25 protein-coding genes are annotated in these 25,418 nt (G+C 67.5%); 16 read left to right on the top strand and 9 right to left on the bottom strand.

From position 1 onward, the window contains the following. Position 1: 1 nt before the first annotated feature. Genes ACSFA0_RS17220 through ACSFA0_RS17180 form a run of 9 tightly spaced genes read left to right on the top strand, consistent with a single transcriptional unit; the run spans position 2 to position 9,926 of the window. On the top strand, positions 2-1,033 hold the full coding sequence (locus ACSFA0_RS17220; RefSeq protein ID WP_435451486.1) for an ABC transporter permease: 1,032 nt from the start codon (positions 2-4) through the stop codon (positions 1,031-1,033). Continuing rightward, complete coding sequence (locus ACSFA0_RS17215; RefSeq protein ID WP_262077444.1) at positions 1,030-1,878, top strand: ABC transporter permease; 849 nt, start codon at positions 1,030-1,032, stop codon at positions 1,876-1,878. The genes ACSFA0_RS17220 and ACSFA0_RS17215 overlap by 4 nt, the downstream gene beginning before the upstream one ends. Next, positions 1,875-3,557, top strand: a complete 1,683-nt coding sequence (locus ACSFA0_RS17210) for a dipeptide ABC transporter ATP-binding protein (protein ID WP_435451485.1) — start codon at positions 1,875-1,877, stop codon at positions 3,555-3,557. Before ACSFA0_RS17215 ends, ACSFA0_RS17210 begins: the two co-directional genes overlap by 4 nt. Then, on the top strand, positions 3,554-4,546 hold the full coding sequence (locus ACSFA0_RS17205) for an NAD-dependent epimerase/dehydratase family protein (protein WP_435451484.1): 993 nt from the start codon (positions 3,554-3,556) through the stop codon (positions 4,544-4,546). Before ACSFA0_RS17210 ends, ACSFA0_RS17205 begins: the two co-directional genes overlap by 4 nt. Next, positions 4,543-5,304 carry an SDR family oxidoreductase gene (locus ACSFA0_RS17200; RefSeq protein WP_435451483.1) on the top strand — a complete coding sequence of 254 codons (762 nt, stop codon included), beginning with the start codon at positions 4,543-4,545 and terminating at the stop codon, positions 5,302-5,304. Before ACSFA0_RS17205 ends, ACSFA0_RS17200 begins: the two co-directional genes overlap by 4 nt. After that, a complete protein-coding gene (locus ACSFA0_RS17195; protein WP_435451482.1) occupies positions 5,301-6,731 on the top strand; it encodes an NAD(P)-binding domain-containing protein in 1,431 nt (476 codons plus the stop codon). The genes ACSFA0_RS17200 and ACSFA0_RS17195 overlap by 4 nt, the downstream gene beginning before the upstream one ends. A gap of 5 nt (positions 6,732-6,736) precedes the next feature. Further along, positions 6,737-7,516 (top strand): SDR family oxidoreductase, encoded by a 780-nt coding sequence (locus ACSFA0_RS17190; protein WP_435451481.1) that lies wholly within the window; start codon positions 6,737-6,739, stop codon positions 7,514-7,516. Between the two features lie 11 nt (positions 7,517-7,527). Then, positions 7,528-8,988: a dihydropyrimidinase gene (gene hydA / locus ACSFA0_RS17185; protein WP_435451480.1), complete on the top strand. Its 1,461-nt coding sequence runs from the start codon at positions 7,528-7,530 to the stop codon at positions 8,986-8,988. After that, positions 8,985-9,926 (top strand): N-carbamoyl-D-amino-acid hydrolase, encoded by a 942-nt coding sequence (locus tag ACSFA0_RS17180; protein WP_435451479.1) that lies wholly within the window; start codon positions 8,985-8,987, stop codon positions 9,924-9,926. Before hydA ends, ACSFA0_RS17180 begins: the two co-directional genes overlap by 4 nt. Positions 9,927-10,430: 504 nt before the next feature. On the opposite strand, the gene ACSFA0_RS17175 is transcribed toward ACSFA0_RS17180, so the two are convergent. Together ACSFA0_RS17175 and ACSFA0_RS17170 are read right to left on the bottom strand one after the other, a co-directional pair. Then, positions 10,431-11,204, bottom strand: a complete 774-nt coding sequence (locus ACSFA0_RS17175) for a fumarylacetoacetate hydrolase family protein (RefSeq protein WP_435451478.1) — start codon at positions 11,202-11,204, stop codon at positions 10,431-10,433. Beyond that, positions 11,201-11,395 carry a hypothetical protein gene (locus ACSFA0_RS17170; protein WP_435451477.1) on the bottom strand — a complete coding sequence of 65 codons (195 nt, stop codon included), beginning with the start codon at positions 11,393-11,395 and terminating at the stop codon, positions 11,201-11,203. Before ACSFA0_RS17170 ends, ACSFA0_RS17175 begins: the two co-directional genes overlap by 4 nt. Here ACSFA0_RS17170 and efp point away from each other — a divergent pair. Both efp and ACSFA0_RS17160 read left to right on the top strand, forming a co-directional pair. Then, positions 11,381-11,935: an elongation factor P gene (gene efp, locus ACSFA0_RS17165; protein ID WP_262077922.1), complete on the top strand. Its 555-nt coding sequence runs from the start codon at positions 11,381-11,383 to the stop codon at positions 11,933-11,935. The two genes, ACSFA0_RS17170 and efp, sit on opposite strands and share 15 nt — an antisense overlap. An 88-nt stretch (positions 11,936-12,023) precedes the next feature. Then, positions 12,024-12,890 carry an LOG family protein gene (locus tag ACSFA0_RS17160; protein ID WP_435451476.1) on the top strand — a complete coding sequence of 289 codons (867 nt, stop codon included), beginning with the start codon at positions 12,024-12,026 and terminating at the stop codon, positions 12,888-12,890. Here ACSFA0_RS17160 and ACSFA0_RS17155 read toward each other — a convergent pair. The 5 genes from ACSFA0_RS17155 to pncB form a co-directional block, all read right to left on the bottom strand. Next, positions 12,868-14,043 carry an MFS transporter gene (locus ACSFA0_RS17155; RefSeq protein WP_435451475.1) on the bottom strand — a complete coding sequence of 392 codons (1,176 nt, stop codon included), beginning with the start codon at positions 14,041-14,043 and terminating at the stop codon, positions 12,868-12,870. The genes ACSFA0_RS17160 and ACSFA0_RS17155 overlap by 23 nt on opposite strands. Next, complete coding sequence (locus tag ACSFA0_RS17150) at positions 14,040-15,320, bottom strand: DNA recombination protein RmuC (RefSeq protein WP_435451917.1); 1,281 nt, start codon at positions 15,318-15,320, stop codon at positions 14,040-14,042. The genes ACSFA0_RS17155 and ACSFA0_RS17150 overlap by 4 nt, the downstream gene beginning before the upstream one ends. A 93-nt stretch (positions 15,321-15,413) precedes the next feature. After that, on the bottom strand, positions 15,414-16,391 hold the full coding sequence (locus tag ACSFA0_RS17145) for a 2-hydroxyacid dehydrogenase (protein WP_435451474.1): 978 nt from the start codon (positions 16,389-16,391) through the stop codon (positions 15,414-15,416). Positions 16,392-16,404: 13 nt separating this feature from the next. After that, positions 16,405-17,817: a sodium:proton antiporter gene (locus tag ACSFA0_RS17140; RefSeq protein ID WP_435451916.1), complete on the bottom strand. Its 1,413-nt coding sequence runs from the start codon at positions 17,815-17,817 to the stop codon at positions 16,405-16,407. 26 nt (positions 17,818-17,843) lie between these two features. Next, complete coding sequence (gene pncB / locus ACSFA0_RS17135; RefSeq protein WP_435451473.1) at positions 17,844-19,043, bottom strand: nicotinate phosphoribosyltransferase; 1,200 nt, start codon at positions 19,041-19,043, stop codon at positions 17,844-17,846. Positions 19,044-19,241: 198 nt separating this feature from the next. Here pncB and ACSFA0_RS17130 point away from each other — a divergent pair, with 198 nt between their 5' ends. Both ACSFA0_RS17130 and ACSFA0_RS17125 read left to right on the top strand, forming a co-directional pair. Continuing rightward, positions 19,242-19,475 carry a CsbD family protein gene (locus ACSFA0_RS17130; RefSeq protein WP_435451472.1) on the top strand — a complete coding sequence of 78 codons (234 nt, stop codon included), beginning with the start codon at positions 19,242-19,244 and terminating at the stop codon, positions 19,473-19,475. A gap of 51 nt (positions 19,476-19,526) precedes the next feature. Next, positions 19,527-19,931 (top strand): hypothetical protein, encoded by a 405-nt coding sequence (locus ACSFA0_RS17125; protein WP_435451471.1) that lies wholly within the window; start codon positions 19,527-19,529, stop codon positions 19,929-19,931. Positions 19,932-19,997: 66 nt separating this feature from the next. Here the strand turns inward: ACSFA0_RS17125 and ACSFA0_RS17120 are convergent, their stop codons facing one another. Further along, the gene (locus tag ACSFA0_RS17120) at positions 19,998-20,438 is read right to left on the bottom strand and encodes an acyl-CoA thioesterase (protein ID WP_435451470.1); all 441 of its coding nucleotides are present in this window, start codon (positions 20,436-20,438) and stop codon (positions 19,998-20,000) included. A 218-nt stretch (positions 20,439-20,656) separates the two neighbouring features. Between ACSFA0_RS17120 and ACSFA0_RS17115 the strand changes: the two genes are divergently transcribed. Then, on the top strand, positions 20,657-21,214 hold the full coding sequence (locus ACSFA0_RS17115) for a phasin family protein (protein ID WP_286646719.1): 558 nt from the start codon (positions 20,657-20,659) through the stop codon (positions 21,212-21,214). Positions 21,215-21,332: 118 nt separating this feature from the next. Next, positions 21,333-22,091: a 3-hydroxyacyl-CoA dehydrogenase gene (locus ACSFA0_RS17110; RefSeq protein ID WP_435451469.1), complete on the top strand. Its 759-nt coding sequence runs from the start codon at positions 21,333-21,335 to the stop codon at positions 22,089-22,091. Positions 22,092-22,199: 108 nt separating this feature from the next. Here ACSFA0_RS17110 and ACSFA0_RS17105 read toward each other — a convergent pair whose 3' ends face one another. Further along, positions 22,200-23,084, bottom strand: a complete 885-nt coding sequence (locus tag ACSFA0_RS17105; protein WP_435451468.1) for a YihY/virulence factor BrkB family protein — start codon at positions 23,082-23,084, stop codon at positions 22,200-22,202. A gap of 84 nt (positions 23,085-23,168) precedes the next feature. Here ACSFA0_RS17105 and dnaG point away from each other — a divergent pair, with 84 nt between their 5' ends. After that, positions 23,169-25,136, top strand: coding sequence for a DNA primase (gene dnaG, locus ACSFA0_RS17100; protein WP_435451467.1), 1,968 nt, complete (start codon positions 23,169-23,171; stop codon positions 25,134-25,136). Positions 25,137-25,418: the final 282 nt, after the last annotated feature.

Genomic DNA, 25,418 nt, shown 5'->3' with positions numbered 1-25,418 from the left:
CGTGAGCCTGCTTGCCACCACCCTGCGCCGCACCGGCCGGCGCTTCGTTTCCTCGCTGCCGGCGCTGTTCGGCGTGCTCGTCTTCACCTTCCTGTTGATGCGCGTGCTGCCCGGCGACCCGGCCGTGTTCTTCGCCTCCGGGGCCAACTCGGGCAAGGAAGAGATCGAGATGGTGCGCAAGCAGATGGGGCTGGACAAGCCGGTGCCCGAGCAGCTTTTTCTGTACCTGAAGGACGTGGGCACGGGCAAGCTTGGCCGCTCGCTCACCACCGGCCAGCCGGTGGTGGCGGACATCCGGCAGCGCCTGCCCGCGTCGCTCGAACTCACCTTCACCGCATTGCTCATCGCGCTGCTCAGCGCGGTGCCGCTGGGCATCCTCGCCGCGCTGCGCGCCGGCTCCTTCATCGACCACGCGGTGCGCATGTTCTGCGTCGTCGGCGTGTGCGTTCCCACCTTCGTGTCCGGCCTGCTGCTGGTGTACGTCTTCTATTACATGTTCGGCATCGCGCCCGATCCGACCGGGCGGCTCGATGTGTTCACCAGCGCGGCGCCGCGCGTCACCGGCTTCCTGCTGATCGACTTCCTCCTCGCCGGCGACATGGCCGGCTGGTGGGCCGCTGCCAAGCAGCTGGTGCTGCCGGCGCTGACGATGGCGCTCTTCGTGCTGGCGCCCATCGCCCGCATCACGCGTGCGTCGATGCTGGCCGCGCTGGGCAGCGACTTCGTGCGCACCGCGCGCTCCATCGGGCTTCCGGCCTGGCGCATCGTTGTCACCTATGCGCTGCGCAACGCAGTGCTGCCGGTGCTCACCATCCTGGGCATCGTGTTCTCCACCATGCTGGGCGCCAACGTGCTGGTCGAGAAGGTCTTCTCGTGGCCGGGCGTGGCGTCATATGCACTCGACGCGCTGCTCGCATCGGACTACGCGCCGGTGCAGGGCTTCGTGCTGCTCATGGCGTCGATCTTCGTGATGGTCAACCTGACGGTCGACATCCTCTACAGCATCTCCGACCCCCGCATCTTCATCGAATGAGCACCGCCACCTTGAACCATGTCGCGTGGGTGCTGCGCGGCAATCCGCTCACCGCGGTCGCCGCGGTCGGCGTCGCCATCCTGTGCGTGCTGGCGGCCATCGGGCCGTGGATCGTGCCTTACGACCCGATCGCGTCGAACGTCGCGATCGCGCTGCAGGCGCCGAGCGCGCTGCATTGGGCCGGCACCGACCAGCTCGGGCGCGACGTGTTCAGCCGCACCATCGTCGCCGCCCGGCTCGACCTGATGATCGCCGCCTCGGCCGTGAGCCTGTCCTTCGTCGTGGGCGCCGTCATCGGCAGCATCTGCGGCTACGTCGGCGGTCGGCTCGACCGCATGGTCGGGCGCTTCGTCGACGTGCTGATGGCCTTCCCGCTCTTCGTGCTGGCGATGGCGATGGTGGCGGCGCTGGGCAACCGCGTCGAGAACATCGTGATCGCCACCGCCTTCATCAACCTGCCCTTCTACATCCGCTTCGCGCGGGCCGAAGTGAACGTGCGGCGCAACGCCGGCTGGGTCGAGTCGGCGCGGGCCTGCGGCGACTCGCACCTGTCGGTGATCCTGCGCTTTCTGCTGCCGAACATCCTGCCGGCGATGGCGGTTCAGATCTCGCTGAACCTGGGCTGGGCGGTGCTGAATGCGGCCGGCCTGTCCTTCATCGGCCTGGGCGTGCAGCAGCCGACGCCGGAGTGGGGAATCATGGTCGCGGAGGGCGCGCGCTTCATCTCCACCGGCAACTGGTGGCTGGTGGCCTGCCCCGGCTTCGCGCTGATGATCGCCGTGCTCTTCTTCAACCTGCTGGGTGACGGCTTGCGCGACATCCTGGACCCGAGGATGCGGACATGAGCGCCGAACGTCTGCTCGATATCGAAGACCTGCGCGTCAGCTTCTCCACGCGGCGCGGCATGGTCGAGGCCGTGCGGGGCGTGAGCCTGTCGCTCGACGTGGGCCAGACGCTGGGCATCGTGGGCGAGAGCGGTTCGGGCAAGTCGGTCACCGCCTTCGCCGTGACGCACCTGCTCGAAGCGGCCGGCCGCATCGTCGGCGGCAAGATCCGCTACAGAAGCCAGGACATCACGCACGCGACCTGGAAGACGCTGCGCTCGACCCACGGCGCGGCGATCTCGATGATCTTCCAGAACCCGCGTGCGGCGCTCAACCCGATCCGCACCGTCGGGCTGCAGATCGCCGATGCGCTGAAGGTCCACACGAACCTCACGCCGGCCGAAGCGCGTTCGCGAGCTTTGGATCTGCTGAAGGACGTGCTGATCCGCGAGCCCGAGAAGCGGCTGGACGCCTACCCGCACGAGCTGTCGGGCGGCATGTGCCAGCGCATCATGATCGCGATGGCGATCGCCAGCGAGCCGGCGCTGCTGATCGCCGACGAGCCCACCACCGGCCTGGACGTGACCACGCAGAAGACGGTGATGGACCTGCTGGCCGCCATCACCGCCAAGCGCGGCATGGCGACGATCCTCATCACGCACGACCTCGGCCTGGCGGCCAAGTACTGCAGCCGCGTCGTCGTGATGGAACGCGGCCAGGTGGTGGAAGACGCGCCGCCGCTGCAACTCTTCAGCGCGCCCAAGCATCCGTACACGAAGCGGCTGGTGGCGGCGTCGCCGACGCTGACCTCGACCATTGCCGACCTCGTGGTCGATGGCGGCGGCGACGTGGCGCCCGTTGTCGAATCGCCCAAGGCCGCGCTGCCGCCAGGCACGCCGCTGCTGCTCGAAGTGCAGAAGCTGTCCAAGCACTACCCCGGCGGCATCACGGCGGTGAACAAGGTGTCGTTCCGATTGGCGCGTGGAGAGAGCCTTGGCCTGGTGGGCGAGTCGGGCTCGGGCAAGAGCACGATCTCTCGCATGCTGTGCCGGCTGATCGACAGCAGTGAAGGCGAGATCCTGTTCGACGGCAGCAGCATCGGGCAGATCAAGGCCAACGACTTCCACAAATCCGCCCTGCGCAAGGACATCCAGATCGTCTTCCAGGACCCGCACGACAGCCTGAACCCGCGCTTCAACGCCTTCGACTGCATCGCGCATCCGCTGCGCCGGCTCGAAGGCATGTCGTCGGGCGATGCGCTGACGAAGGCCGTCAACGACTGCGCGCTGCGCGTCGGCCTGCCGCTCGAACTGCTCGAGCGCTTTCCGCACCAGCTCTCGGGCGGGCAGAAGGCGCGCATCGGCATCGCACGCGCCATCGCTTGCAAGCCGCGGCTCCTGGTGCTCGACGAGCCGACCGCGGCGCTCGATGTGTCGGTGCAGGCGGTGATCCTGCAGTTGCTCGACCGCCTGCGCCGCGAGGAAGACCTGGCCTTCCTGTTCGTGAGCCACGACCTCAACGTGGTGCGCATGATGTGCGAGCGGACCATCGTGTTGCGCAACGGCGAGGTGGTGGAAGAAGACCTGAGCGCCGACCTGTTCCGCGCGCCGAAGTCCGACTACACCAAAGCGCTGCTGGCCGCGATTCCGCACTTCGAGCCGCATGCGCCGCGACCGGTCTTCGAGGCGGTGCCGGCATGAAGAAGACGCTGGTCTTCGGCGGTGCCGGCTTCGTCGGCCTGAACATCGCCGAGCGGTTGTTGGCAGACGGCGAGGCGGTGGTGCTTTTCGATCGGCAGCCGCCGCCGGGTGCAGCCATCGATGCATTCGCGACCGGGCCAGGCTCGCTGGAGGTCGTGCTCGGCGACGTGACCGATGTCAACGCCGTCACTCGCGCGATGACCTATGAGGTCGACACCGTGGTGCTCGGCGCCGCCGTCACGGCGGATGCAGCGCGGGAGACGCGCGATCCCGAGACCATCCTGCAGATCAACCTGATGGCGCTCACGCCGATCCTGCGTGCCGCCCGTGACGCGGGTGTGCGCCGCGTGATCAACCTGAGCTCGGCCGCGGCCTATGGCAAAGCCGCCATGGGCGTGGCCATGGTCGACGAAGACACGCCGCCGCAGCCGACCGGGCTCTACGGCATCACCAAGTTCACCTCGGAAATGATCGGTGGACGCCTGGCCGACCTGTGGTCGCTGGACTTCGTGAGCCTGCGCCTGAGCGGCGTGTTCGGCCCCTGGGAACGCGCCACCGGCGTGCGCGACACGACCAGCCCGCAGTTCCAGATCACCGAGGCGGCGCGTCGCGGCACGCCCGCGCTGCTCGCGCGGCCCGGTGTGCGCGACTGGGTCTATGCGCCCGACGTGGCGCGTGCGGTGCACGCGGTGGCGAAGGCGCCTTCGCTGCAGCACCGCGTATACAACGTCTCTTCACCCGACAGCTGGTCGGCGCTGGCCTGGGGCGAGCGTCTGGCCGCGCTGCGCCCCGGCTTCGAATGCCGCCTGGCCCGCGAGGGCGAGGCACCGAGCATTGACCTGCATGCACCGGCCGACCGCGCGCCGCTGTCCGTCGCGCGGCTGCAGGCCGAGTTCGGCTGGCAGGCCGGCTTCGGCATGGACGCGTCGGCCGATCACCTCGAGGCCTGGTGCCGGCACCACGCACCGTCATCCAAGGAAGTTTCGTGAGATTGAAAGAACAAGTCGCCATCGTCACCGGTGGCGGATCGGGCATCGGGCAGGCATCGGCCCTGCTCTTCGCGCGCGAAGGCGCACGTGTGGCGATCGTCGACCGCAAGCTGGCGGCCGCGGAAGACGCCGCCGCCCGCATCCAGGCCGACGGCGGTGAGGCGATGGCCTTCGGCGCCGACGTCGGCGCGCCCGGCACGGCCGAGGCCAACGCCGCTGCGGTGCTCGCGCAGTGGGGCCGCATCGACGTACTGATGTGCGCAGCCGGCTTCTCCTGCGGCGGCACCGTGCTCACGACCGCCCCCGAAGACTGGGACGCGGTGTTCCGCACCAACGTCGGCGGCACCTGGCTGTGGGCACGCGCCGTGGTCCCGGCCATGCAGCGCCAGGGGGGCGGATCGATCATCACCTTCGCGTCGCAACTGGCCCTGGCCGGCGGTCGCGGCAACAGCGCCTACATCGCCGCCAAGGGCGCGATCATGAGCCTCACGCGCACGATGGCGCTGGACTTCGCGGCCGACGGCATCCGCGTGAACGCGATCGCACCGGGCGCCATCGACACGCCGATGCTGGCGCGGGGCTTCGGCCGCCAGATCGATCCGGACGCGGCACGCGAGGCCTCCCGCAAGCGCCATGCGCTGGGCCGCTTCGGGCGCGCGGAAGACATCGCCAACTCGGCGCTGCATCTGGCCAGTGAAGCTTCCGCATTTACCACCGGCACCACGATGGTGGTCGACGGCGGATGGCTGGCCGCATGAACACGCTGGAGGCGCTGGAAGCCCGGGTCGCGCGCGATCTGGCCAGCATCGCCCACCCGCACCAGCCCTGGCTCACGCCGCGCACCGGGCCCGACGGGCAACCGGCGCTCGATGTGCTGATCGTCGGTGCCGGCCAGTCGGGCAGCGCCACGGCCTTCGGCCTGCTGCGCTCGAAGGTCGACAACATCCTGGCCATCGACGCGGCGCCGCTCGCCGGCGAAGGCCCGTGGAACACCTACGCGCGCATGCACACGCTGCGCAACCCGAAGGACTACACCGGCCCCGACCTCGACATCCCGAGCCTGACCTGCCGCGCCTGGTACGAGGCGCGCTTCGGCGAGGCCGCCTGGGACGCGCTCGACATGCTGCCCAAGGGCCTGTGGGCCGAGTACCTGCTGTGGGTGCGCCGTGTGACGCAGGTGCCGGTGCAGAACGACACGCGGCTGCTGCGCATCGCGCCGGTCGAGGGCAGCGACCTGCTCGCGGCCGAAGTGGCGTCGGGTGGTCAGGAGGGTCGCACGCTGTACGCCCGCAAGATCGTGCTGGCCACCGGCCAGGAAGGCGTGGGCCGCTGGGCCGTGCCGTCGACCCTCGCGGACCTGCCCGCCGACCGCTGCGTGAATTCGTCGCAACCCTTCGACTTCGACCGCGTGCGCGGCAAGACGGTGGTGGTGATCGGGGCCGGCGCCTCGGCCTTCGACAACGCGGCGACCGCGCTGGAAGCCGGTGCGGCCGAGGTGCACCTGCTGTGCCGCCGGCTCGAACCGCAGGTCGTGCAGCCCTACCGCTGGCTCACCTTCCGCGGGTTCCTCCGACACCTGTCGGACCTCGACGACACCTGGCGCTGGCGCTTCATGCGGCACATCCTGAGCCTGCGCGAAGGCTTCCCACAGCCGACCTACGACCGCTGTGCGACTCACGCCAACTTCCACCTGCACACCGGCAGCCGCGTGACGGGCAGCCGCTTCGACGGCGCCGAGCAGCGCATCGAACTCGACACGACGCAAGGCGCGATGCACGCCGACTTCGTGATCAGCGCGACCGGCATCGACATCGACTTCGCGGCCCGCCCCGAGCTGGGTGCATTCGCCCACAACATCGCCACCTGGGGCGACCGCTACGTACCGCCCGCCGACGAGCAGGATGCGCGGCTCGCCGCTTTCCCGTACCTGGCCGACGACTACGCCTTCAGCGAGCGCACCGCCGGCACCACGCCGTGGCTGCGCAACGTGCACCTCTTCGCCATCGGCTCGACGATGAGCTTCGGCGCGTCGGGCTCGTCGATCAACGCGCTGACCACGGCCGTCCCCAAGCTGGTGTCGGGCCTGACGCGCGGCCTGTTCCGCGACGACATCGCATCGCACTGGGCCTCGCTGCGCGCCTACGACGTGCCGCAGGCCATCATCACGCCACGCCAACCAGGATAGACACCATGGATCTCGGACTCTCGACACGCACGGCGCTGGTCTGCGGCGCCAGCAAAGGGCTCGGCCTCGGTTGCGCGCAGTCGCTCGCACGCGAAGGCGTGGCGGTGACCATCGTCGCGCGCGGCGCCGAAGCACTCGAAGCCGCCGCTGCGGCCATCCGCGCGGCCACCGGTGCCACGGTGACAGCCGTGGCCGCCGACATCACCACGCCCGCCGGCCGCGCCGCCGCGCTGGCGGCCTGCCCCGCGCCGGACATCCTGGTGACCAACGCCGGCGGCCCCAAGCCCGGCGACTTCCGCGACTGGGACCGCGACGTGTGGATCGCGGCGCTCGACGCCAACATGCTCACGCCCATCGAACTGATCCGTGCCACGGTCGACGGCATGATCGAACGCCGCTTCGGCCGCATCATCAACATCACCTCGGGCGCAGTGAAGGCGCCCATCGACATCCTCGGCCTCTCGAACGGCGCACGCTCCGGCCTCACCGGCTTCGTCGCCGGGCTGGCGCGCAAGACGGTGGCACACAACGTGACGATCAACAACCTCTTGCCCGGCCCCTTCGAGACCGACCGCCTGCGCGACACGGCCCGGCAGTGGTCGAAGCAGACTGGCAAGAGCGAAGAGACGGTGTTGGCCGAACGCCGTGCGGCCAACCCCTCGGGCCGCTTCGGCACGCCGGCCGAATTCGGCGATGCCTGCGCTTACCTGTGCAGCGCGCAGGCCGGCTTCATCACCGGCCAGAACCTGCTGATGGACGGCGGCAACTACCCGGGAACTTTCTGATGACGAGCGACATGCCATTCGACCTGACGGTGCGCAACGGGCGCATCTCCACCGACACCGAAACCTTCGAGGCCGACATCGGCATCAAGGACGGCGTGATCGTCGCTATCGAGAAGAACCTCTCGCCCGGCCGCGATGACATCGACTCCGCCGGCCGCTGGGTGCTGCCGGGCGGCATCGACAGCCATGTGCATGTCGAGCAGCTCTCGGGCATGGGCGTGATGTGCGCCGACGACTTCCATTCGGCCACCGTGTCGGCCGTGTTCGGCGGCACCACCACGATCATTCCGTTCGCGGCGCAGCACCGCGGCATGAGCATCCCGGCGGTGATTGCCGATTACAGCCGCCTTGCGCGCGACAAGGCGGTGATCGACTACGGCTTCCACCTGATCCTCGCCAACCCGGACGAGACCGCGCTCACGGTCGACCTGCCCGAGGCGATCCGCAACGGCATCACGTCGCTCAAGGTCTACATGACCTACGACAGGCTCAAGCTCGACGACTACCAACTGCTCGACGTGCTGGAACTCGCCGACCGCGAAGGCGCGCTGGTGATGCTGCACGCCGAGAACCACGACATGATCCGATGGCTCGCGCAGCGCCTGATCGAGCGCGGGCTGAAGGCGCCCAAGTTCCATGGCGTGGCGCACGACCCGCTGGCCGAGACCGAGGCCACCTTCCGCGCCGTGACGCTGTCGCGCCTGCTCGACGTGCCGGTGCTGATCGTGCACGTGGCGGGCCAGGAAACGGTGAAGGTGATTCGCGATGCGCGCGCGCTCGGTGCGCAGGTGCACGCCGAGAGCTGCCCGCAGTACCTGTTCCTCACGGCCGAGGACCTCGACCAGCCGGGCCTCGAAGGCGCCAAGTTCTGCTGCAGCCCACCGCCGCGCGACGGCGCCTCGCAGGAGGCCGTGTGGGAAGGCCTGAAGGACGGCACGCTGGGCGTGTTCTCGTCCGACCACGCGCCCTACCGATTCGACGAGACCGGCAAGCTGCCCAAGGGCGAGCAGACCGGCTTCAAGGACATGGCCAACGGCGTGCCCGGCATCGAGCTGCGCATGCCGCTGTTGTTCTCTGAAGGCGTGATGACGGGCCGGATCAGCATCGAGCAGTTCGTCGCGCTGACCTCGACCAACCATGCACGCATGTACGGTCTGGCGCCCAAGAAAGGCAGCATTGCGATCGGCGCGGATGCCGACCTTGCGTTGTGGAACCCCGCGCGCGAGACGACGATCACCTGGTCGATGCTGCACGACAACGTCGGCTATACGCCCTACGAAGGCCGCACGCTGCGTGGTTGGCCCGAGGTGGTGCTCAGCCGCGGCCGCGTGGTGGTCAAGGACAACACGCTGAACGCCGAGCGCGGTTCGGGCCGTTACGTGCCACGCGGCAAACCGGAGCCGATGCAGCGCCAGGCGGCCGGCACCAGCAAGGGCGCACTCTCCGCATGGACGAAAGGGATGACTGCATGACCAAGGAACGTTTCGGTCTGGCCGTGGCGCAGCTAGGACCCATTCACCTGAACGACAGCCGTGAATCGGCAGTGGCGCGGCTCATGGAAATGATGCGCGAGGCGGCGAGCCGTGGCGCGAAGCTGGTGGTGTTCCCCGAGCTCGCGTTGACGACTTTCTTTCCGCGCTACTGGATGAGTGAGGAAGAGGCCGAAGCCCGCTTCTTCGAGCCCTCGATGCCCGGCCCCGCCACGCAGCCGCTGTTCGACCTGGCGAAGTCGCTGGGCATCGGCTTCTACCTCGGCTATGCGGAGCGCACGGCCGACGGGCAGCGCTTCAACACGTCGATCCTGGTCGACGAGCAAGCGAATATCGTCGGGCGCTACCGCAAGATCCATCTGCCCGGCCATTCGGACCACAAACCCGAGGCGCCTTTCCAGCATCTGGAGAAGAAGTTCTTCGAGGTGGGCAACGACGGTTTCGGCGTATGGCCGATGCTGGGCACGAACGTCGGCCAGTGCCTCTGCAACGACCGCCGCTGGCCCGAGACCTTCCGCGTGATGAGCCTGCAGGACGCGCGGCTGGTGGTGCTGGGCTACAACACGCCGTCGTGGAACATCCACTGGACCGAGCCGCCGCACCTGCGCATGTTCCATCACCTGCTGTCACTGCAGGCCAACGCGTACCAGAACGCGCTGTGGATCGGCGCTGCGGCGAAGTGCGGCTCGGAAGACGGCTTTCACATGATCGGCGGCTCCGCCATCGTGGCGCCCACCGGCGAGATCGTGGCGCAGTCGCAGAGCGAGGAGGACGGGGTGATCTTCGCCGCGGTCGACCTGACGCTGGGCGACAACTTCCGCAACCATGTCTTCAACTTCGCCAAGCATCGGCGGCCGGAGCACTATGGGTTGATTCTCGAGCGGACCGGCGTGGGGGCGCCTTTGGTTCGCGAGGACTGAGCTTTCCTTTGGTGGGGCGTCGGTGGGCGGTATGCCTTTGGGCGGCAGACGTCTCCTGCCCTTCGGGCTTCGCTGCTGCTCCTCGCGTCAGGCGGGGTCCGCGCAAACTCGCTTCGCTCAAACACGCGCGGCCCTGATCCGCCTGCCCCTGCGGTGCTCGCCGGAGCCACAACAGCCGCCCAAAGACATACCACCCACCGACGTGGACCCGATCGTTGTGATCTCTCCCCGGCGAGCGCAGCGATTGCGCCACCCCAAGCCCGGCAGGCGGTGTGGGCCGGGCGATCCCCTGTGCGCCGCTGAGGCGCGCAGCGCCATCGGCTGCGCGCGCAGCGCGCTTCAACCTCTGACTCGTCGCAGCTGTCTGAGCGAAGAGAACGAAGTGAGCGAAGCGAGTTCTGCGACGCAGCCGATGGCGCGAGCACCGCAGGGAAGCCGCGAAGCGGCCGGCGCACCGGGGTCGCCCGGCCCGCACCGCCTTCCGGGCGCCCTCACCAAAGAAAACTAACCCAGCGTCAACACTGCATCACCAATCCCCTCGAACGAAGCCCGCACAGAAGCAGGCCCCTCAAGCCACACCATCCCGCACCAGGACCCCGTGGTAAGCACGCTCCCCGCCGCCAACCGGTCATGGCGCGCCACCGCATGCTGCAGCCATTGCGGCCCCATCCACATCGGGTCGCCGCACGGATGCGCGCCCTGGTAGCGGCCCACCGGCTCGCCGTCGACTTCCAGCTTCGCGACCTGCGCCGCCCAATCGACCGGTCGGATCGGCACCCAGTCGCCCAGCACCAGCGCCCCATTCGACTGCACGTCGACCAGGCGAAGCGGTGCGGGCGCCGTGTCGGCCCCCTGCCAGCGGAAGTCGACCAGTTCGATGGAGACGGTCATCGCGTCGAACAGCGCTTCGGGCGCCTGCACGGCGCGGGCGGCGAGGTCCGGTGCGCTGACGTCGCGGGCCAGGCGGAAGGCGACCTCGATCTCGATGCCGAGGCGATGAAAGTCCTTCGCTTCGAGTCGGCCGGGCGAGGCCAGCACGAAGGGCGCGGGAATCCGGGCAAAGGTGGCGACTGACGTGGTCGTCGGGCCGCCGCCCTTCCAGGTGCTGGGTGCGCCCGGGTCGGCATCCCAGCCGAGTTCGGCGGCCACGTGGTCCTGCAGCGTGTAAATGTCGTCCGGCGACAGGGCCGTGTCGTGCCAGGGGGTGTCGTCGGCGGCAATGCCGCTGCGGCGGGCGGCGACCAGGGCGGCCGCGATGTCTTGGAGAATGTCGTTCATGGCGCCGCGAAGTCTGCCCGAATTGGCCGGCTCGCGAGAAACCCGCTAAAATCGCTGGCTATCCAAAATTTGCCGCCGCTTTTCAACTGCAATCTCGGGAATTCGTTTTCGATGCGGCAGAACTGCAATAGCGCCACGGCCTGCCGCGCGCAGCGGCCAACCAGCCAGACAACGTTATGAAAATCGCTCAAGAAATCCGCGCCGGCAACGTGATCATGCACGGCAAGGACCCGATGGTCGTCCTCAAGACCGAATACAGCCGCGGCGGCCGCAATTCCGCCACCGTGCGCATGAAGATGAAGAGCCTGGTGGCCAACTTCAACACCGAAGTGGTCTTCAAGGCCGACGACAAGATCGACCAGATCGTGCTCGAGAAGAAGGACTGCACCTACTCCTACTTCGCCGACCCGCTCTACGTCTGCATGGACGCCGAGTACAACCAGTACGAAGTCGAAGCCGAGAACATGGGCGACGCCCTGAACTACCTCGAAGACGGCATGGCCGTCGAAGTGGTGTTCTACGAAGGCAAGGCCATCTCGGTCGAACTGCCGACCAGCGTCGAGCGCGAGATCACCTGGACCGAACCCGCCGTCAAGGGCGACACGTCGGGCAAGGTGCTCAAGCCGGCCAAGATCGCCACCGGGTTCGAAGTGCCGGTTCCCCTCTTCGTCGCCCAAGGCGACAAGATCGAAATCGACACGCGTACGGGTGAATACCGCAAGCGCGTCTGAGCGACCTGCACACCACCAAGGCTCCTGACGGGAGCCTTTTTTCATGGCGCCGCCCCAAGGCGGCCCGAAGATTGCTCCGGAGCCCCGCATGACCAGCAAGACCCACGATCTCCACGACAAACGCCTGGCCGATGCCTGGGCCACGCTGCAGGCCCATTCGGACAAGGGCCTGCCGCTCGACCGCGACCCGTCGCGCCTGGCCTTCGCCGACCCCGAATTCCTGCTGCGCCGCGAAACCCGCGGCCTGCGCATGCAGTTGGAACTGATGAAGCCTGACCTGCAAATGCGCGAGCACGGCATCGAGAACACCGTGGTCGTCTTCGGCAGCGCGCGCTTTCGCAGTGAGGAAGAATCACGCGCCCTGATCGCCCAGGCCGAGGCCGCAGGCGACACGGTGGCGACCGAGCGCTGGCGCAAGCTGGCGCGCAACTCGCACTACTACGAGCAGGCGCGCGCCTTCGGCAAGATGGTCGCGCAGTACAGCAACGACAAGGAGCCCGAAGACAAGCTCTTCATCTGCACCGGCGGCGGCCCCGGCATCATGCAGGCGGCCAACCGCGGCTCCTACGAGGGCGGCGGCCTCAACATCGGCCTGGCCATCGCGCTGCCGATGGAAGAAGAACCCAACCCCTACGTCACGCCGGCGCTGAGCTTCAAGTTCCACTACTTCGCGATCCGCAAGATGCATTTCATGATGCGTGCGAAGGCGCTGGTGGCTTTTCCTGGCGGCTTCGGCACGCTCGACGAGCTGTTCGAGGTGGTCACGCTGGTGCAGACGCGCAAGGCCAAGCAGGTGCCGATCGTGCTGTACGGCTCGGACTACTGGAAGCGGCTGATTGACTTCGCCTTCCTGGCCGACGAAGGCGTGATCTCGCCCGAGGACGTGAAGCTCTTCGAATACGTCGACACGCCCGGCGACGCCTGGGACGCGATCAAGCGGTTCTACGCGCTTTGAGTTGCCAGACGGTGTGGCTGCCCAGGGCCACCACACCGCCGACGATCCAGAACACGCCGGCGATGCCGATGACGGCGCCGGCCGCGCCGAACAGCATCGGCATGGCGACGCTCGATGCGTTGATGGTCATCAGCCGCAGGCCCAGCGCTTCGCCGTGGCGCGCGTGCGGCGTGATCTGGTGCAGCATGCTCATCACCATCGGCTGGACCGCGCCGAGCGAGAAACCCAGCATCACCGAACACAGACCCATGCCCCAGGCCGAGTGCAGCAGCGGGTAGACGCAAAACATCGCGGCCGTCACCAACGTCGACGTGAGGATCACGCCGCGCTCTGACGTCCGGCTCGCGAACAGCGGCAGGGCCAGGCGCACGGCCACCGCGGCGATGGCGAAGATGCCCAGGATCGTGCCGATGACCGACGCCCCCAGGCCGCGCTCGTGGCCCAGGATGGGCAGCACGAAGGCATGCACGTCCCAGCTCGACGATTGCAGCCAGTTCACGAACAGCAGGCGCCGGAACATCGGCTCGCGCAGCAGGTCCCAGGCGCGCGTGGGCGTGGCGCCGACGGGTGGCGGCGTCGGTGCGGCTTCATGCGCATTTCTGACCAGCAGCCAGCACAGCAGCGGCATCAAGGCCAGCACCGCGAAAGTCACGCGGAACGACAGCAGGTCGGCGGGCGCATGCCCCGCATGGTCGATGAGCAGCCCGGCCACGAAGGGCCCGACGAAGTTCGCCGCGGCCGGCGCGATGGCCAGCCAGCTGAACACGCGCTTGAGGTCCACCGGACTGTTCGCGGATCGCCCGACGTGGCGTTGCAACGCGATCACGGTGGCCCCGGTCGCGCCGCCGGTCAGCAGAGCGGCCACGCACATGGCCAGGAAGGACGGGAAGACAAGCGCCAGCCCGGCACCGAGCGACGCGGCCACCGCCGACAACGCCAGCGGCCGGCGCAGCCCATGGCGGTCGGCAAAGCGGCCCGCAGGCAGCGCAAGAAACACCTGCGTGAGCGCGAACAGCGCGATGAGCAGGCCGACCGCTGCCGCGCTGTAGCCCTGCTGCAGCGCCAGCAGGGGCGTGGCCAGCCGCATGCCGGCCATCGTCGCATGCAGGAAGACCTGCGCCGCGATCAGCCGGAGCAGCTCCGCGCCTCTCACGGCGCGCCGTCGTCCTCAGGGTCGACCGCGGGCAGCAGCGCTTGCGCCTGCAGTTCGGGCAGCGCTTCCACGCCCTTGAGCGCGCGGCGCATCTGGCGCTGCCGCGTGTCGGCCTTGTCGATGGTGTCGGAGGCCTTGGCGACCTGTTCCTTGATGCGCTCGACCCATTCGCCGAAGCGGTTGAATTCGGTCTTCACCGCGCCGAGCACCTTCCACACCTCCGACGCCTGCTGTTCCAGTGCCAGCGTGCGGAAGCCCATGTGCAGGCTGTTGAGCATGGCCAGCAGCGTGGTCGGGCCGGCGAGCGTGACGCGGTGCTGGCGCTGCACCGCGTCCATCAGGCCGGGGCGGCGCAACACTTCGGCGTAGAGGCTCTCGACCGGCAGGAAGAGGATCGCGAAGTCGGTGGTGTGCGGCGCGGCGAGATAGTTGTCGGCAATCGACTTCGCCTCGCTGCGGATGCGCGCTTCCAGGGCCTTGCCGGCCACCTCGACCGCCAGCACGTCGGCGCGCTCGTGCGCGTCGATGAGCCGCTCATAGTCGTCGCGCGGAAACTTCGCATCGATGGGCAGCCACACCGGCGCGCCGTCGGCGCTGCGGCCGGGGAAACGCACCGCGAAGTCGACGCGCTGGCCGCTGCGCGGCTTGGTCTCGACCTGCTTGGCGTACTGCTCGGTCGTGAGCACCTGTTCGAGCAGCGCCTCGAGCTGCACCTCGCCGAACACGCCGCGCGTCTTCACATTGGTCAGCACGCGCTGCAGGCTGCCCACGCCGATGGCCAGCGTCTGCATCTCGCCCAGGCCCTTGTGCACCTGGTCGAGCCGGTCGGCCACCTGCTTGAAGCTCTCGCCCAGCCGGGCCTCGAGCGTGCTCTGCAGCTTCTCGTCGACGGTCTTGCGCATCTCGTCGAGCTTGGCGGTGTTGGTCTGCTGCAGCTGGGCGAGCTGGGTTTCCATGGTCGCACGCACCTCGGCCAGGCGCCGCGCGTTCGATTCGCTCAGGCCCTGCAACTGCGTGTTGAGCGTGTCGGCCAGGGTCTTCTGCATCAGCGTGAGCTGCTGCGCGAAGGCGTCGATCTGCGCGTTCTGCGTGCGCGTGGCCTCGGCCCCCTGCTGCACCAGCGCGGCCTGGAAGCTGGCGAAGTTCTGGCCGAGTTCCTGGCGCGTGCTGCGCGCCGAATCGGCCACCTCCTGCCGCAGGGCGCGTTCGCTGCGCTCGGTGCCATCGGCCAGGGTGGCCAGCAGTTCGGCGTGGCGGTCAGGGGCGGGTCGGCGCATCAGCAGCGCGACGAGAAGGATGACGGTGAGGGCCGCGAGGGCCAGCAGGATCCAGAGTCCGATTTCGGCAGTCGACACGTGTGCGCAGTCCGTTTACTTCTTGGGGGAGACGATGGGTGTGAGCGGGCCTTTGCCGCTCAGGAAGGAGATCAAGTTGTCGGCGGCCAGATCGGCCATCGCGCGGCGCGTGGGAATGGTCGCGCTCGCGATGTGCGGCGTCAGCACCACGTTCGGTACGGTGAGCAGCGCGGGGTTCACCGTGGGCTCGCCCTCGAACACATCGAGACCGGCGGCGGCGATGGTGCGGTTGCGCAGCGCCTCGGCCAGCGCCGCATCGTCGACGATGCCGCCGCGTGCCAGGTTCACCAGCGTGGCCGTCGGCTTCATCTGCTTCAGCTCAGCCGCGCCGATGGCGTGGTGCGCCGCGGGCGAGTACGGCAGCACCAGCACCAGGTGGTCGGCGCGCTGGAGCAGTTCTTCCTTGCTGACGTAGGTGGCCTTGAGTTCTGCTTCGATCGATACGTCCAGCCGCGAACGGTTGTGATAGATCACGTCCATGCCGAAGCCCAGCGCGCCGCGTCGCGCGATGCCCTGCCCGATGCGGCCCATGCCCAGGATGCCCAGCGTGCTGCCGTGCACGTCTGCACCGGCGAACATGTCGTAGCGCCACTTCTTCCACTCGCCGCGGCGCAGGAAATGCTCGCTCTCGGTGATGCGCCGCGCGGTCGCCATCAGCAGCGCGAAGCCGAAATCGGCGGTGGTCTCGGTCAGCACGTCGGGCGCGTTCGTGGCCATCACACCGTGGCGCACCATCGCGTCGACGTCGAAGTTGTTGTAGCCCACGGCCATGTTGGCGCAGATCTTCAGATCCGGGCAAGCAGCGAGCACGGGTTCGTCGATCTTGACGCTGCCCGTTGTGAAGGCGCCCTGCTTGCCTTGCAGCCGGCGGATCAGCTCGTCGCTCGACCAGTCCGCATCGTCGGTGTTCGTCTCGACGTCGAAGTGCTGCTGGAGCTTCTCGATGGTTTCGGGAAAGACGGCGCGGGTGACGAGGACGTGGGGCTTGGACATGAGGGCTCCTGGTTCAGCGGAAGAAGAGGAAGGTGACGGCGACGAACAGCGGGATGAGGCAGGCGCCCGACCAGGCCATGTAGCCGAAGAAGCTGGGCATGCGCACGCCGCGGTCTTCGGCGATGGCCTTGACCATGAGGTTCGGCGCGTTGCCGATGTAGGTGTTGGCCCCCATGAACACGGCACCCGCCGAAATGGCAGCCAGCGTGCTCGCATAGGTGGTCATGAGCGCGGCCGGATCGCCACCGGCGGTATTGAAGAACACCAGGTAGGTCGGCGCGTTGTCCAGGAAGGAACTGAGCGCGCCAGTGGCCCAGAAGTACATGGCGGGGTCGGGCTGGCCGTCGGGCCGCGTCACGGCCGCCACGACGGCGCCGAACGGCCCGGCGGTGCCGGCCTTCAGCATCGCGATGACCGGCACGATGGTGAGGAAGATGCCGGCGAAGAGCTTTGCCACTTCGGCCATCGGGCCCCAGCCGAACTGGTTGTCGGCGTGCACCGCAGCGGGCGTGATCTTCAGCGACAGCAGCGTGATGGCGACCAGGCCGGCATCGCGCAGCAACCCGGGCAGACCGACCGGCGTGCCATAGATGTCGAAGACGATGTCGGACTTCCAGGTACCGCTCATCAGCACCAGCGCGATCACGGCGCCCAGCAGCCAGAAGTTGCGGGCGCCGTCGAAGCCCAGCCGCGGCGTGTCGGGCGTCGGGTCGACCGGCAACACGCCTTCCTTGCGGTAGTAGTGCCGATCGATGACCCAGAACATCGCGAGCAACGCGCCGGTGACGAACAGCGTGTCGGGCAGGATGTGGCGCGCGGTCCAGAAGAACTCCACGCCCTTGAGGAAGCCGAGGAACAGCGGCGGGTCGCCCAGCGGCGTGAGCGAGCCACCGACGTTCGACACGATGAAGATGAAGAACACGACCACATGCGCCTTGTGCACCCGGTTGTCGTTGGCGCGGATGAGCGGCCGGATCAGCAGCATCGACGCACCGGTCGTGCCCATCAGGCTCGCGAGCACCGCGCCGATCGCGAGGATCGCCACATTGAGCCCCGGCGCGCCGTGCAGGTTGCCGCGGATGTGGATGCCACCGGCCACGGCGAACAGCGCCGTGAGCAGGATGATGAACGGGATGTATTCCGCCAGCGCCGCGTGCACGAGCTGCGTGCCAGCCAGCGCCGGCCCGAACACGGCGGCGAAAGGCAGCAGGAACGCGAGCGCCCAGGCGGCCGCCACCTTGCCGAAGTGATGGTGCCAGAACGACGGCGCCAGCAACGGCATCAGGGCGATCGACAGCAGCAACCCTGCGAAGGGCACGCCCCACAGCGGCGACAGGCGGGCGCCATCGAACTCGGCGGCATGCGCCAGGGCAGGAAACAGCAAGGGCAGAGCCAGCAGCGCCAGGCGGCGCGACACGTTCTTCATCGGTCGGAGCACTTTCAGGGGGGCGGTCACGCGATCTCGAAGACCTGGCGCAGGTAGGCCAGGTACTTCTCGTCGTCGCACATGTTCTTGGAGGGCGTGTCGGACAGCTTGGCCACTGGCTGGCCGTTGCAGCGGATCATCTTGATGACGATCTGCAGGGGCTCGTAGCCGAGGTCGTTGGTCAGGTTCGTGCCGATGCCAAAGGCCAGCTGGCAGCGGCCGCGGAACTGTTGGTAGAGCTCGATGGTGCGCGGCACCGTGAGGCCGTCGCTGAAGATCAGCGTCTTGGTCAGCGGGTCGACCCGCTTGGCGATGTAGTGCGCCAGCATGCGCTCGCCCCACTGGAACGGGTCGCCGCTGTCGTGCCGCGCGCCGTCGAACAGCTTGCAGAAGTACAGGTCGAAATCACGCAGGAAGGCGCTCATGCCGTACACGTCGGACAGCGCGATGCCGAGGTCGCCGCGATATTCGCGCGCCCACGACTCGAAGCCGAAGATCTGGCTGTCGCGCAGCCGCGGGCCGAGCGCCTGGCAGGCCTGCAGGTATTCGTGCGCCATGGTGCCCAGCGGGATCAGGCCGAGCTTCATCGCGTAGAGCACGTTGCTGGTGCCGGCGAACTGCGGCAGCTTGGCGCCTAGCTGCACCGGCGCGGTCACCGCGCCCAGGCGGGCGGTCAGCGTGCGCAGCACCTCTTCGTGCCATGCCTTCGAGAAGCGTCGGCGCGTGCCGTAGTCGGCGATCTTCAGATCGGAGAGGCCCTCGGCCTGCAGCTCGCCGATCTTGGTTTCGAGACGGCGACGGCCTTCTTCGATGTCGGGCTGCTTTTGCGTGTTGCGGAAGTAGACCTCGTTGACGATCGCCAGCACCGGGATCTCGAAGAGGATGGTGTGGAGCCACGGCCCCTTGATGCTGATGTCGAGCTCACCCGTCGGGAGCGGCGTGATGTCGATGTATTTCTCGTTCAGCCGGAACAGCCCGAGGAAGTCGACGAAGTCGCTCTTGATGAAGCGCATCGACCGGAGGTAGGCCAGTTCGGCATCCTTGAACTGCAGCGAGCACAGGCCGCGGACTTCCTCGCGGATCTCGCTGGCGAAGCGCGCCAGGTCGACGCCGGGGTTGCGGCACTTGAAGCGGTATTCGACCCGGGCACCGGGAAAGTGGTGCAGCACCACCTGCATCATCGTGAACTTGTAGAGGTCGGTGTCGAGCAGGCTTTGAATGATCATGGTGCGGCGCGCATGTCTCTGGTGTCGGCGTGCGTTCGATTATCACGGTGCGCGTCGGCTTGTGCCTACGGGCCCCGCAAGGGGCGTCCTACCGGTTCGCCGGGCCACACCCGCGACAGTGTCTTCACGCCACCCAAGAGCACTTTCGTCGAAGAAGGTGCAGGCAAGGCGGAACACTCATTCACGAAGGAGATCGTCATGAACAAAGACACCATCGAAGGCAACTGGAAGCAGCTCAAGGGCAAGGTCAAGGAGCAGTGGGGCCAATTGACCGACGACGACTTCGACGTCATTGCCGGCAAGCGCGATCAGCTGCTGGGCCGCATCCAGGAACGTCATGGCATCAGCCGCGACGAAGCCGAAACCCAGGTCAAGACCTGGGAAAGCGCGGAGGGTCGTACCCCCGCCGCCCTCTGGTACGAAAAGTACTGACCCGTTTTCGCTCATCCTCAAAACCAATCCAACACTTCTACGGAGAACTCTATGAAAAAACATCTGCTCATGCTCGCCATCGCTTCCACCTGCTTCATCGGCGCCCAGGCTGGTGCGATGACGAAGGACGAATACAAGGTCGCCAAGGAGAAGATCGAGGCGGACCACAAGGTTGCCAAAGCCCAGTGCGACACGATGAAGGACAACGCCAAGGACGTGTGCAACAAGGAAGCCGACGGCACCCAGAAGGTGGCCAAGGCCGAACTCGAGCAGGCCTACAAGCCGACCGCCGCGCACCAGCGCAAGGTTGCCGAGGAGAAGGTCGACATGGCCTACGAAGTCGCCAAGGAGAAGTGCGACGACCAGTCGGGCGACGCCAAGGACGCTTGCGTGAAGCAGGCGAAGGCGGACGAGTCCAAGGGCAAGGCCGACATCAAGGCCATGAAGAAGATGTAATTCGAGACTTCTCGAACGCATGAAGAACGGCGCCCTCGGGCGCCGTTTTTTCGTCTGGACTTTGCATCACTGCTGCAGGTCGGCGAGCACCCGTCGAAGTACCTCAGGCAGCGGGACCGGGCGCTGTGTTCGCCGGTCGACGTACACGTGCACGAAGTGGCCTTGCGCCGCCGCCGTCTCGGCGCCTTCGGCAAAAAGGGCGATTTCGTAACGCACGCTGGAACCGCCAACCTGGGCGACGCGGATGCCCGCCTCCACCATCTGCGGAAATGCCAACGGCGCGAAGTAGTTGCAATGCGTCTCCACCACGAAACCGATGGTCTGACCGTGGTACACGTCGAGGGCGCCGCGCTCGATCAGCAATGCATTCACAGCGGTGTCGAACCAGCTGTAGTAGACGACGTTGTTGACATGCCCATACATGTCGTTGTCGGCCCACCGGGTCGAGATGCGGTGAAAGGCACGGTAGTCGTCGCGGGCGTGGGGTCGGGGGCGCGGGGTCGTCATGGCGCGGGATTTTGCCAGCGCACGCCGGCTGCGGAAACAAGCCCGAAAGCCGTTCTTAGAACGGTTTAGAACGCCGCTTCTAAATTGCGCCGCGGTACGCCAAAAGACTTGATCGCGCGGCTCAGCTCCCTATACTTCGGCTTATGCTGCACCGCAACATAGACGAGACAGGCGCAGCGAACGTGATCCATTCCTCAAACCCTTCCGGAGTTACTACCATGGCACTGACCGCTGACCAAATCCTCGCCGCCCAAAAGGCCAACCTCGAAACCCTGTTCGGCCTGACCACCAAGGCCTTCGAAGGCGTCGAGAAGCTCGTCGAACTGAACGTGACCGCTTCCAAGGCCGCCCTGAGCGAAGCCGCCAGCACGACGCAAGCCATGCTGAGCGTCAAGGACGCGCAGGAACTGCTCGCCTTGCAAGCCAGCCTGTTCCAGCCCCTGGCTGAAAAGACCTCGGCTTACAGCCGTCACCTGTACGACATCGCCCAAGGCACCGGCGCCGAATTCTCCAAGGCCTTCGAAGGCAAGGCGGCCGAAGCCCAGCAAGCCTTCGTCGGCTTGGTCGACAGCGCTGCCAAGAACGCCCCGGCTGGCTCGGAAACCGCTGTCGCCGTGATGAAGAGCGCCGTGGCTGCCGCCAACAATGCGTTCGAGTCGGTCCAGAAGGCCGTCAAGCAAGCCACCGACGTGGCCGAAGCCAACTTCAACGCGGTCCAGACCACCGCCGTGAACGCTGCCAAGAGCACCGCCCAGACCGCTTCGCGCAAGCGCTGAGCCACTGCTGTCTCTTCGGCCCCCCCTTCGGGGTCCGACGCAAGCCCCACTCCGGTGGGGCTTTTTTTCGTCCGGCTCTTCGATAATCGTCCATTCAACCCAATCAGGAGACACACGCATGCAGATCGAAGGCAAGGTTTTCATCGTCACCGGCGCCGCCTCGGGCCTGGGCGAAGGCACGGCACGGATGCTCGCGGCCAACGGGGCCAAGGTGGTGGTGGCCGACATGCAGGCCAACAAGGGCGAAGCGGTCGCACGCGACATCGGCGGCGTGTTCGTCAAGTGCGACGTGACGCAGGAGGCGGATGGCCAGGCCGCGGTCGATGCCGCGCTCAAGCTCGGCCAACTCTTCGGCCTCGTCAACTGCGCCGGCATCGCCATTGGCGAGAAGACCGTGGGCAAGAATGGCCCGCACGGGCTGGCCGCCTTCACGAAGACGGTGACGATCAACCTGATCGGCAGCTTCAACATGATCCGCCTGGCCGCCGACGCTATGGCGAAGAACGCGCCCGAGGCCACCGGCGAGCGTGGCGTGCTGATCTCGACCGCCTCGGTGGCGGCCTACGACGGGCAGATCGGCCAAGCCGCGTACAGCGCGTCCAAGGGCGGCATCGTCGGCATGACGCTGCCGATCGCGCGCGATCTGGCACGCAACGGCATCCGCAACATGACGATCGCCCCCGGCATCTTCGGCACGCCCATGCTGTTCGGCATGCCCCAGGAGGTACAGGACGCGCTGGCCGCCGGCGTGCCCTTTCCCTCGCGCCTGGGCACGCCCGCCGACTACGCCAAGCTGGCCAAGCACATCATCGAGAACGACATGCTCAATGGTGAAGTCATTCGTCTGGACGGGGCCATCCGCCTGGCGCCGAAATAAGCTCTCCCCCGAAGGCTTGCCCACTGCGTGTGGCAGCGCACCTCCCCTCCGGGGGCAACACCAGCGGCCCGGCGAAGCCGGTTCCGCGGTGGTCCTGGCGAAGAATATCTAAGGCGTCGAAACCCGTTGCTGGCGATCGAGCCGCTCGTACTGCGCGATGACCTGGGCGCCGAAGAGCACCAGCGTGGCGGCGATCTCCAGGCTCAACAGCACCACGATCGCGGTGGTGAGGGAGCCGTAGACGACATTGACCTGGGACAGGGTCGAGAAATACCAGACCAGCAGGCGGCGCGTCACCTCCCACAGCACCGTGGCGGTGATGCCGCCCAGCAGCGCGTGCCGCAGCGACAGTCGACCCACCGGCATCACCAGGTAGAGCGAGGTCAGCAGGAAGACCTCGCCGCCCAGCCCCAGCAGGTAGAGCAGCACGCCCGAGACGCCCGACAGCGACCAGCTGTAGCCCAGCAGGTCGACGCTTTCCTGGCCGATGAGTTGCAGCGCGCCCGACACCAGCGTGACCAGCAGCAACCCCACGCACAGGCTCAGGATGTAGAGGTAGGGCATCACCGCCGACACCAGGAAATGCCGGGAGCGCTCGGATTTGCGGTGATGGAAGATGTTCGCCATCGCGCTCTCCAGCACGGTGAAGGCGAGCGAGCTGAAGAAGATCATCGTCACCAGCAGCACCGGGCCGAGCACGTCGCGGTGGGCCAGGAAGTTGCGCAGCTCGGCGACCACGGCCCGCGACTGGCCGGGCAGCAGCCATTCGAGGTAACGGCCCACGGTGGTCAGCAACTCGCCCTGGTCGATGACGTGCGACAACGCGATCACGCTGAGGATGAGCAGCGGCACCATCGATAGCAGCGCGTAGTACGCCACCGCCCCCGCGAGCAGCAGCCCCTGGTTCGCCTTGAAGCCCTTGATGGCCGACCAGAGGAATCGAAACGGATGCTGCAGCACCGGGGACAGATGGGGAAGGCGGCGAGCGTTCATCGTGGGTGGGCGTGGAGCGGCCAGTATGACCGCGCCACGTGCCCGCGCCGTGTCAGTCGCATGCGTATCATTTGCGGCTCCCCCATGACCATCCCGCCCTCATTCATCCAGGAACTCATCGCCCGTGCGGACGTGGTCGAGATCATCGGGCGCTACGTGCAGCTCAAGAAGGCGGGCGCCAATTTCATGGGGCTGTGCCCTTTCCACGGCGAGAAGTCGCCGTCGTTCTCGGTCAGCCCGACCAAGCAGTTCTATCACTGCTTCGGCTGCGGGGTGCACGGCAACGCCATCGGCTTCCTGATGGAGCACGCCGGCATGGGCTTCGTCGAGGCGGTGCACGACCTGGCCGGCCAATATGGCCTGCAGGTGCCCGAGGACGATGCCTCGCCCGAGGAACGCGCCCGCGCCGCCGGCCAGCGGCAGAAGCAGGCCACGCTGTCGGAGGTGCTGGAGAAGGCGGGTGAGGCCTATCGCAAGCAATTGCGCCAGTCGCCGGGCGCGATCGAGTACCTCAAGGGCCGCGGCGTGTCCGGCGAGGTCGCGCGGCTCTACGGCATCGGCTATGCGCCGGCGGGCTGGCGAGCGCTGGCCAGCGTCTTCCCCGATTACGACGACCCGCTGCTCGCCGAAAGCGGCCTGGTGATCGTGGGCGAGGCCGACGACAACGGGGATGGCAAGCGTTACGACCGCTTCCGCGACCGCGTGATGTTCCCGATCCGCAACGTCAAGGGCGAATGCATCGGCTTCGGCGGCCGGGTGCTGGGCGACGAGAAGCCGAAGTATCTGAATTCGCCGGAGACGCCGGTCTTCAGCAAGGGCCGGGAGCTCTACGGCCTGTACGAAGCGCGCGCCGCCTTCCGCGACCGCGGCTACGCGCTGGTCACCGAGGGCTACATGGACGTGGTCGCGCTGGCCCAGCTCGGCTTCCCGAACGCCGTCGCCACGCTGGGCACCGCCTGCACGCCCGAGCACGTGCAGAAGCTGTTCCGCTTCACGGAGTCGGTGGTGTTCAGCTTCGACGGCGACGCTGCCGGGCGCCGCGCCGCGCGCAAGGCGCTCGACGGCGCCCTGCCCTATGCCACCGACGTGCGCAGCATCAAGTTCCTGTTCCTGCCGGCCGAGCACGACCCCGACAGCTTCATCCGCGAGCACGGCGCTGAGGCCTTCGCCCGCTTCGTGAACGAGGCGACGCCGCTCAGCCGCTTCCTGGTCGAGGCGGCGCGCGAGGGCTGCGACCTGGGCACCGCCGAAGGCCGCGCCCACATGGCCGCCAACGCCAAGCCCTTGTGGAGCGCCCTGCCCGACGGCGCGCTCAAGCGCCAGCTGCTCACCGAACTCTCCGAGCTCGTGCAGCTGAGCGTGCCGGACCTGAGCTCGCTGTGGATGCCCGCCGCGCCGCCGCCACCGGCCCGCAGCCCCCTGCCGCCGCCCGCCGCCGAGGTCATGCGCTACCAGGACGACGGCACGCCGATCACCTATGGCCGACAGGGCGGCAAGGGCCGCGGCGACTGGGGCAGCAAGTCCGGACGCGGCAACTGGGGCGATCGACGCGCACCGGCGTCATCGGGCACTGTGGGCCGCACCCGGCTGCGACCGCCGGGACGCGCCGACGTCGCCGCCCGGCTGCTGATGTCGAACATGCACGAATGGGAGGCGCTGTCGCACGAACTGCACGGCATGCTGTGCGACCTGCCCGGCGAGCATGGCCAACTCTTCACCTGGCTCGACGGCCAGTGCCACGAACACGGCGTGCAGCCCTGGGCCGCCTTGCGCGAAGGGCTGCGCGGCCAGCCTTTCGAGGCGTTGGCCGAACGGCTCATGACCGAACCGGAGGGCGGCTCCATCGCCGACGCCGAGGGCGAACAGGCCGCCGGCGCTGCCAAGGAACTGCGCAACGTGCTCGACTTCATGCTCGACGACCTGCTCAAGGCGCACCAGAGCGAGGCGATCGCGGCGGTCGGCAGCGACCCCTCCGCGCTGGAGCGCTACAAGGCACTGGAGGCGCGGCGGCTCGAACTGCGCCACCGACTGAAGCCCTCCGTGGCGGGCTGACGCACGCCGCGCTCTTGAAAATCCGGGTTCCGGCTATAATGTAGGGCTTCGTCTCGCGACGAATGAGGCAAGAGCGACAGCAGCACCTCCGGGCCGACCCCACGCGCAATGCACTTCCCAACGGGAAACGGGTCAATACACCGCAAGGACTGCACACCAAATGTTCGCCCGACATCTTGCTTCTTGAGGAATTTCGGTTCCTCGTGTGAGGACTTCGGTTCCTCGTCTTGAGGAAATCCGTTTCCTTCTGTCCGTCTGTGTCCGTGCCCGCGCCGGGTCTGT

The sequence above is a fragment of the Variovorax restrictus genome (genome assembly GCF_051216715.1).
Taxonomy (GTDB): Bacteria; Pseudomonadota; Gammaproteobacteria; order Burkholderiales; family Burkholderiaceae_C; genus Variovorax.
Note: the sequence above shows the minus strand (reverse complement) of the source record. Positions and strands in the feature narration are given on the sequence as shown.

Bases quoted from the DNA above. Each gene is read 5' to 3' on its own strand.
- ACSFA0_RS17215 (WP_262077444.1), top strand. From the start codon at position 1,030: ATGAGCACCGCCACCTTGAACCATGTCGCGTGGGTGCTGCGCGGCAAT.
- ACSFA0_RS17210 (WP_435451485.1), top strand. From the start codon at position 1,875: ATGAGCGCCGAACGTCTGCTCGATATCGAAGACCTGCGCGTCAGCTTC.
- ACSFA0_RS17205 (WP_435451484.1), top strand. From the start codon at position 3,554: ATGAAGAAGACGCTGGTCTTCGGCGGTGCCGGCTTCGTCGGCCTGAAC.
- ACSFA0_RS17195 (WP_435451482.1), top strand. From the start codon at position 5,301: ATGAACACGCTGGAGGCGCTGGAAGCCCGGGTCGCGCGCGATCTGGCC.
- ACSFA0_RS17190 (WP_435451481.1), top strand. From the start codon at position 6,737: ATGGATCTCGGACTCTCGACACGCACGGCGCTGGTCTGCGGCGCCAGC.
- hydA (WP_435451480.1), top strand. From the start codon at position 7,528: ATGCCATTCGACCTGACGGTGCGCAACGGGCGCATCTCCACCGACACC.
- ACSFA0_RS17180 (WP_435451479.1), top strand. From the start codon at position 8,985: ATGACCAAGGAACGTTTCGGTCTGGCCGTGGCGCAGCTAGGACCCATT.
- ACSFA0_RS17175 (WP_435451478.1), bottom strand. From the start codon at position 11,204: ATGAACGACATTCTCCAAGACATCGCGGCCGCCCTGGTCGCCGCCCGC.
- efp (WP_262077922.1), top strand. From the start codon at position 11,381: ATGAAAATCGCTCAAGAAATCCGCGCCGGCAACGTGATCATGCACGGC.
- ACSFA0_RS17160 (WP_435451476.1), top strand. From the start codon at position 12,024: ATGACCAGCAAGACCCACGATCTCCACGACAAACGCCTGGCCGATGCC.
- ACSFA0_RS17150 (WP_435451917.1), bottom strand. From the start codon at position 15,320: ATGCGCCGACCCGCCCCTGACCGCCACGCCGAACTGCTGGCCACCCTG.
- ACSFA0_RS17145 (WP_435451474.1), bottom strand. From the start codon at position 16,391: ATGTCCAAGCCCCACGTCCTCGTCACCCGCGCCGTCTTTCCCGAAACC.
- ACSFA0_RS17140 (WP_435451916.1), bottom strand. From the start codon at position 17,817: ATGAAGAACGTGTCGCGCCGCCTGGCGCTGCTGGCTCTGCCCTTGCTG.
- pncB (WP_435451473.1), bottom strand. From the start codon at position 19,043: ATGATCATTCAAAGCCTGCTCGACACCGACCTCTACAAGTTCACGATG.
- ACSFA0_RS17130 (WP_435451472.1), top strand. From the start codon at position 19,242: ATGAACAAAGACACCATCGAAGGCAACTGGAAGCAGCTCAAGGGCAAG.
- ACSFA0_RS17125 (WP_435451471.1), top strand. From the start codon at position 19,527: ATGAAAAAACATCTGCTCATGCTCGCCATCGCTTCCACCTGCTTCATC.
- ACSFA0_RS17120 (WP_435451470.1), bottom strand. From the start codon at position 20,438: ATGACGACCCCGCGCCCCCGACCCCACGCCCGCGACGACTACCGTGCC.
- ACSFA0_RS17115 (WP_286646719.1), top strand. From the start codon at position 20,657: ATGGCACTGACCGCTGACCAAATCCTCGCCGCCCAAAAGGCCAACCTC.
- ACSFA0_RS17110 (WP_435451469.1), top strand. From the start codon at position 21,333: ATGCAGATCGAAGGCAAGGTTTTCATCGTCACCGGCGCCGCCTCGGGC.
- ACSFA0_RS17105 (WP_435451468.1), bottom strand. From the start codon at position 23,084: ATGAACGCTCGCCGCCTTCCCCATCTGTCCCCGGTGCTGCAGCATCCG.
- dnaG (WP_435451467.1), top strand. From the start codon at position 23,169: ATGACCATCCCGCCCTCATTCATCCAGGAACTCATCGCCCGTGCGGAC.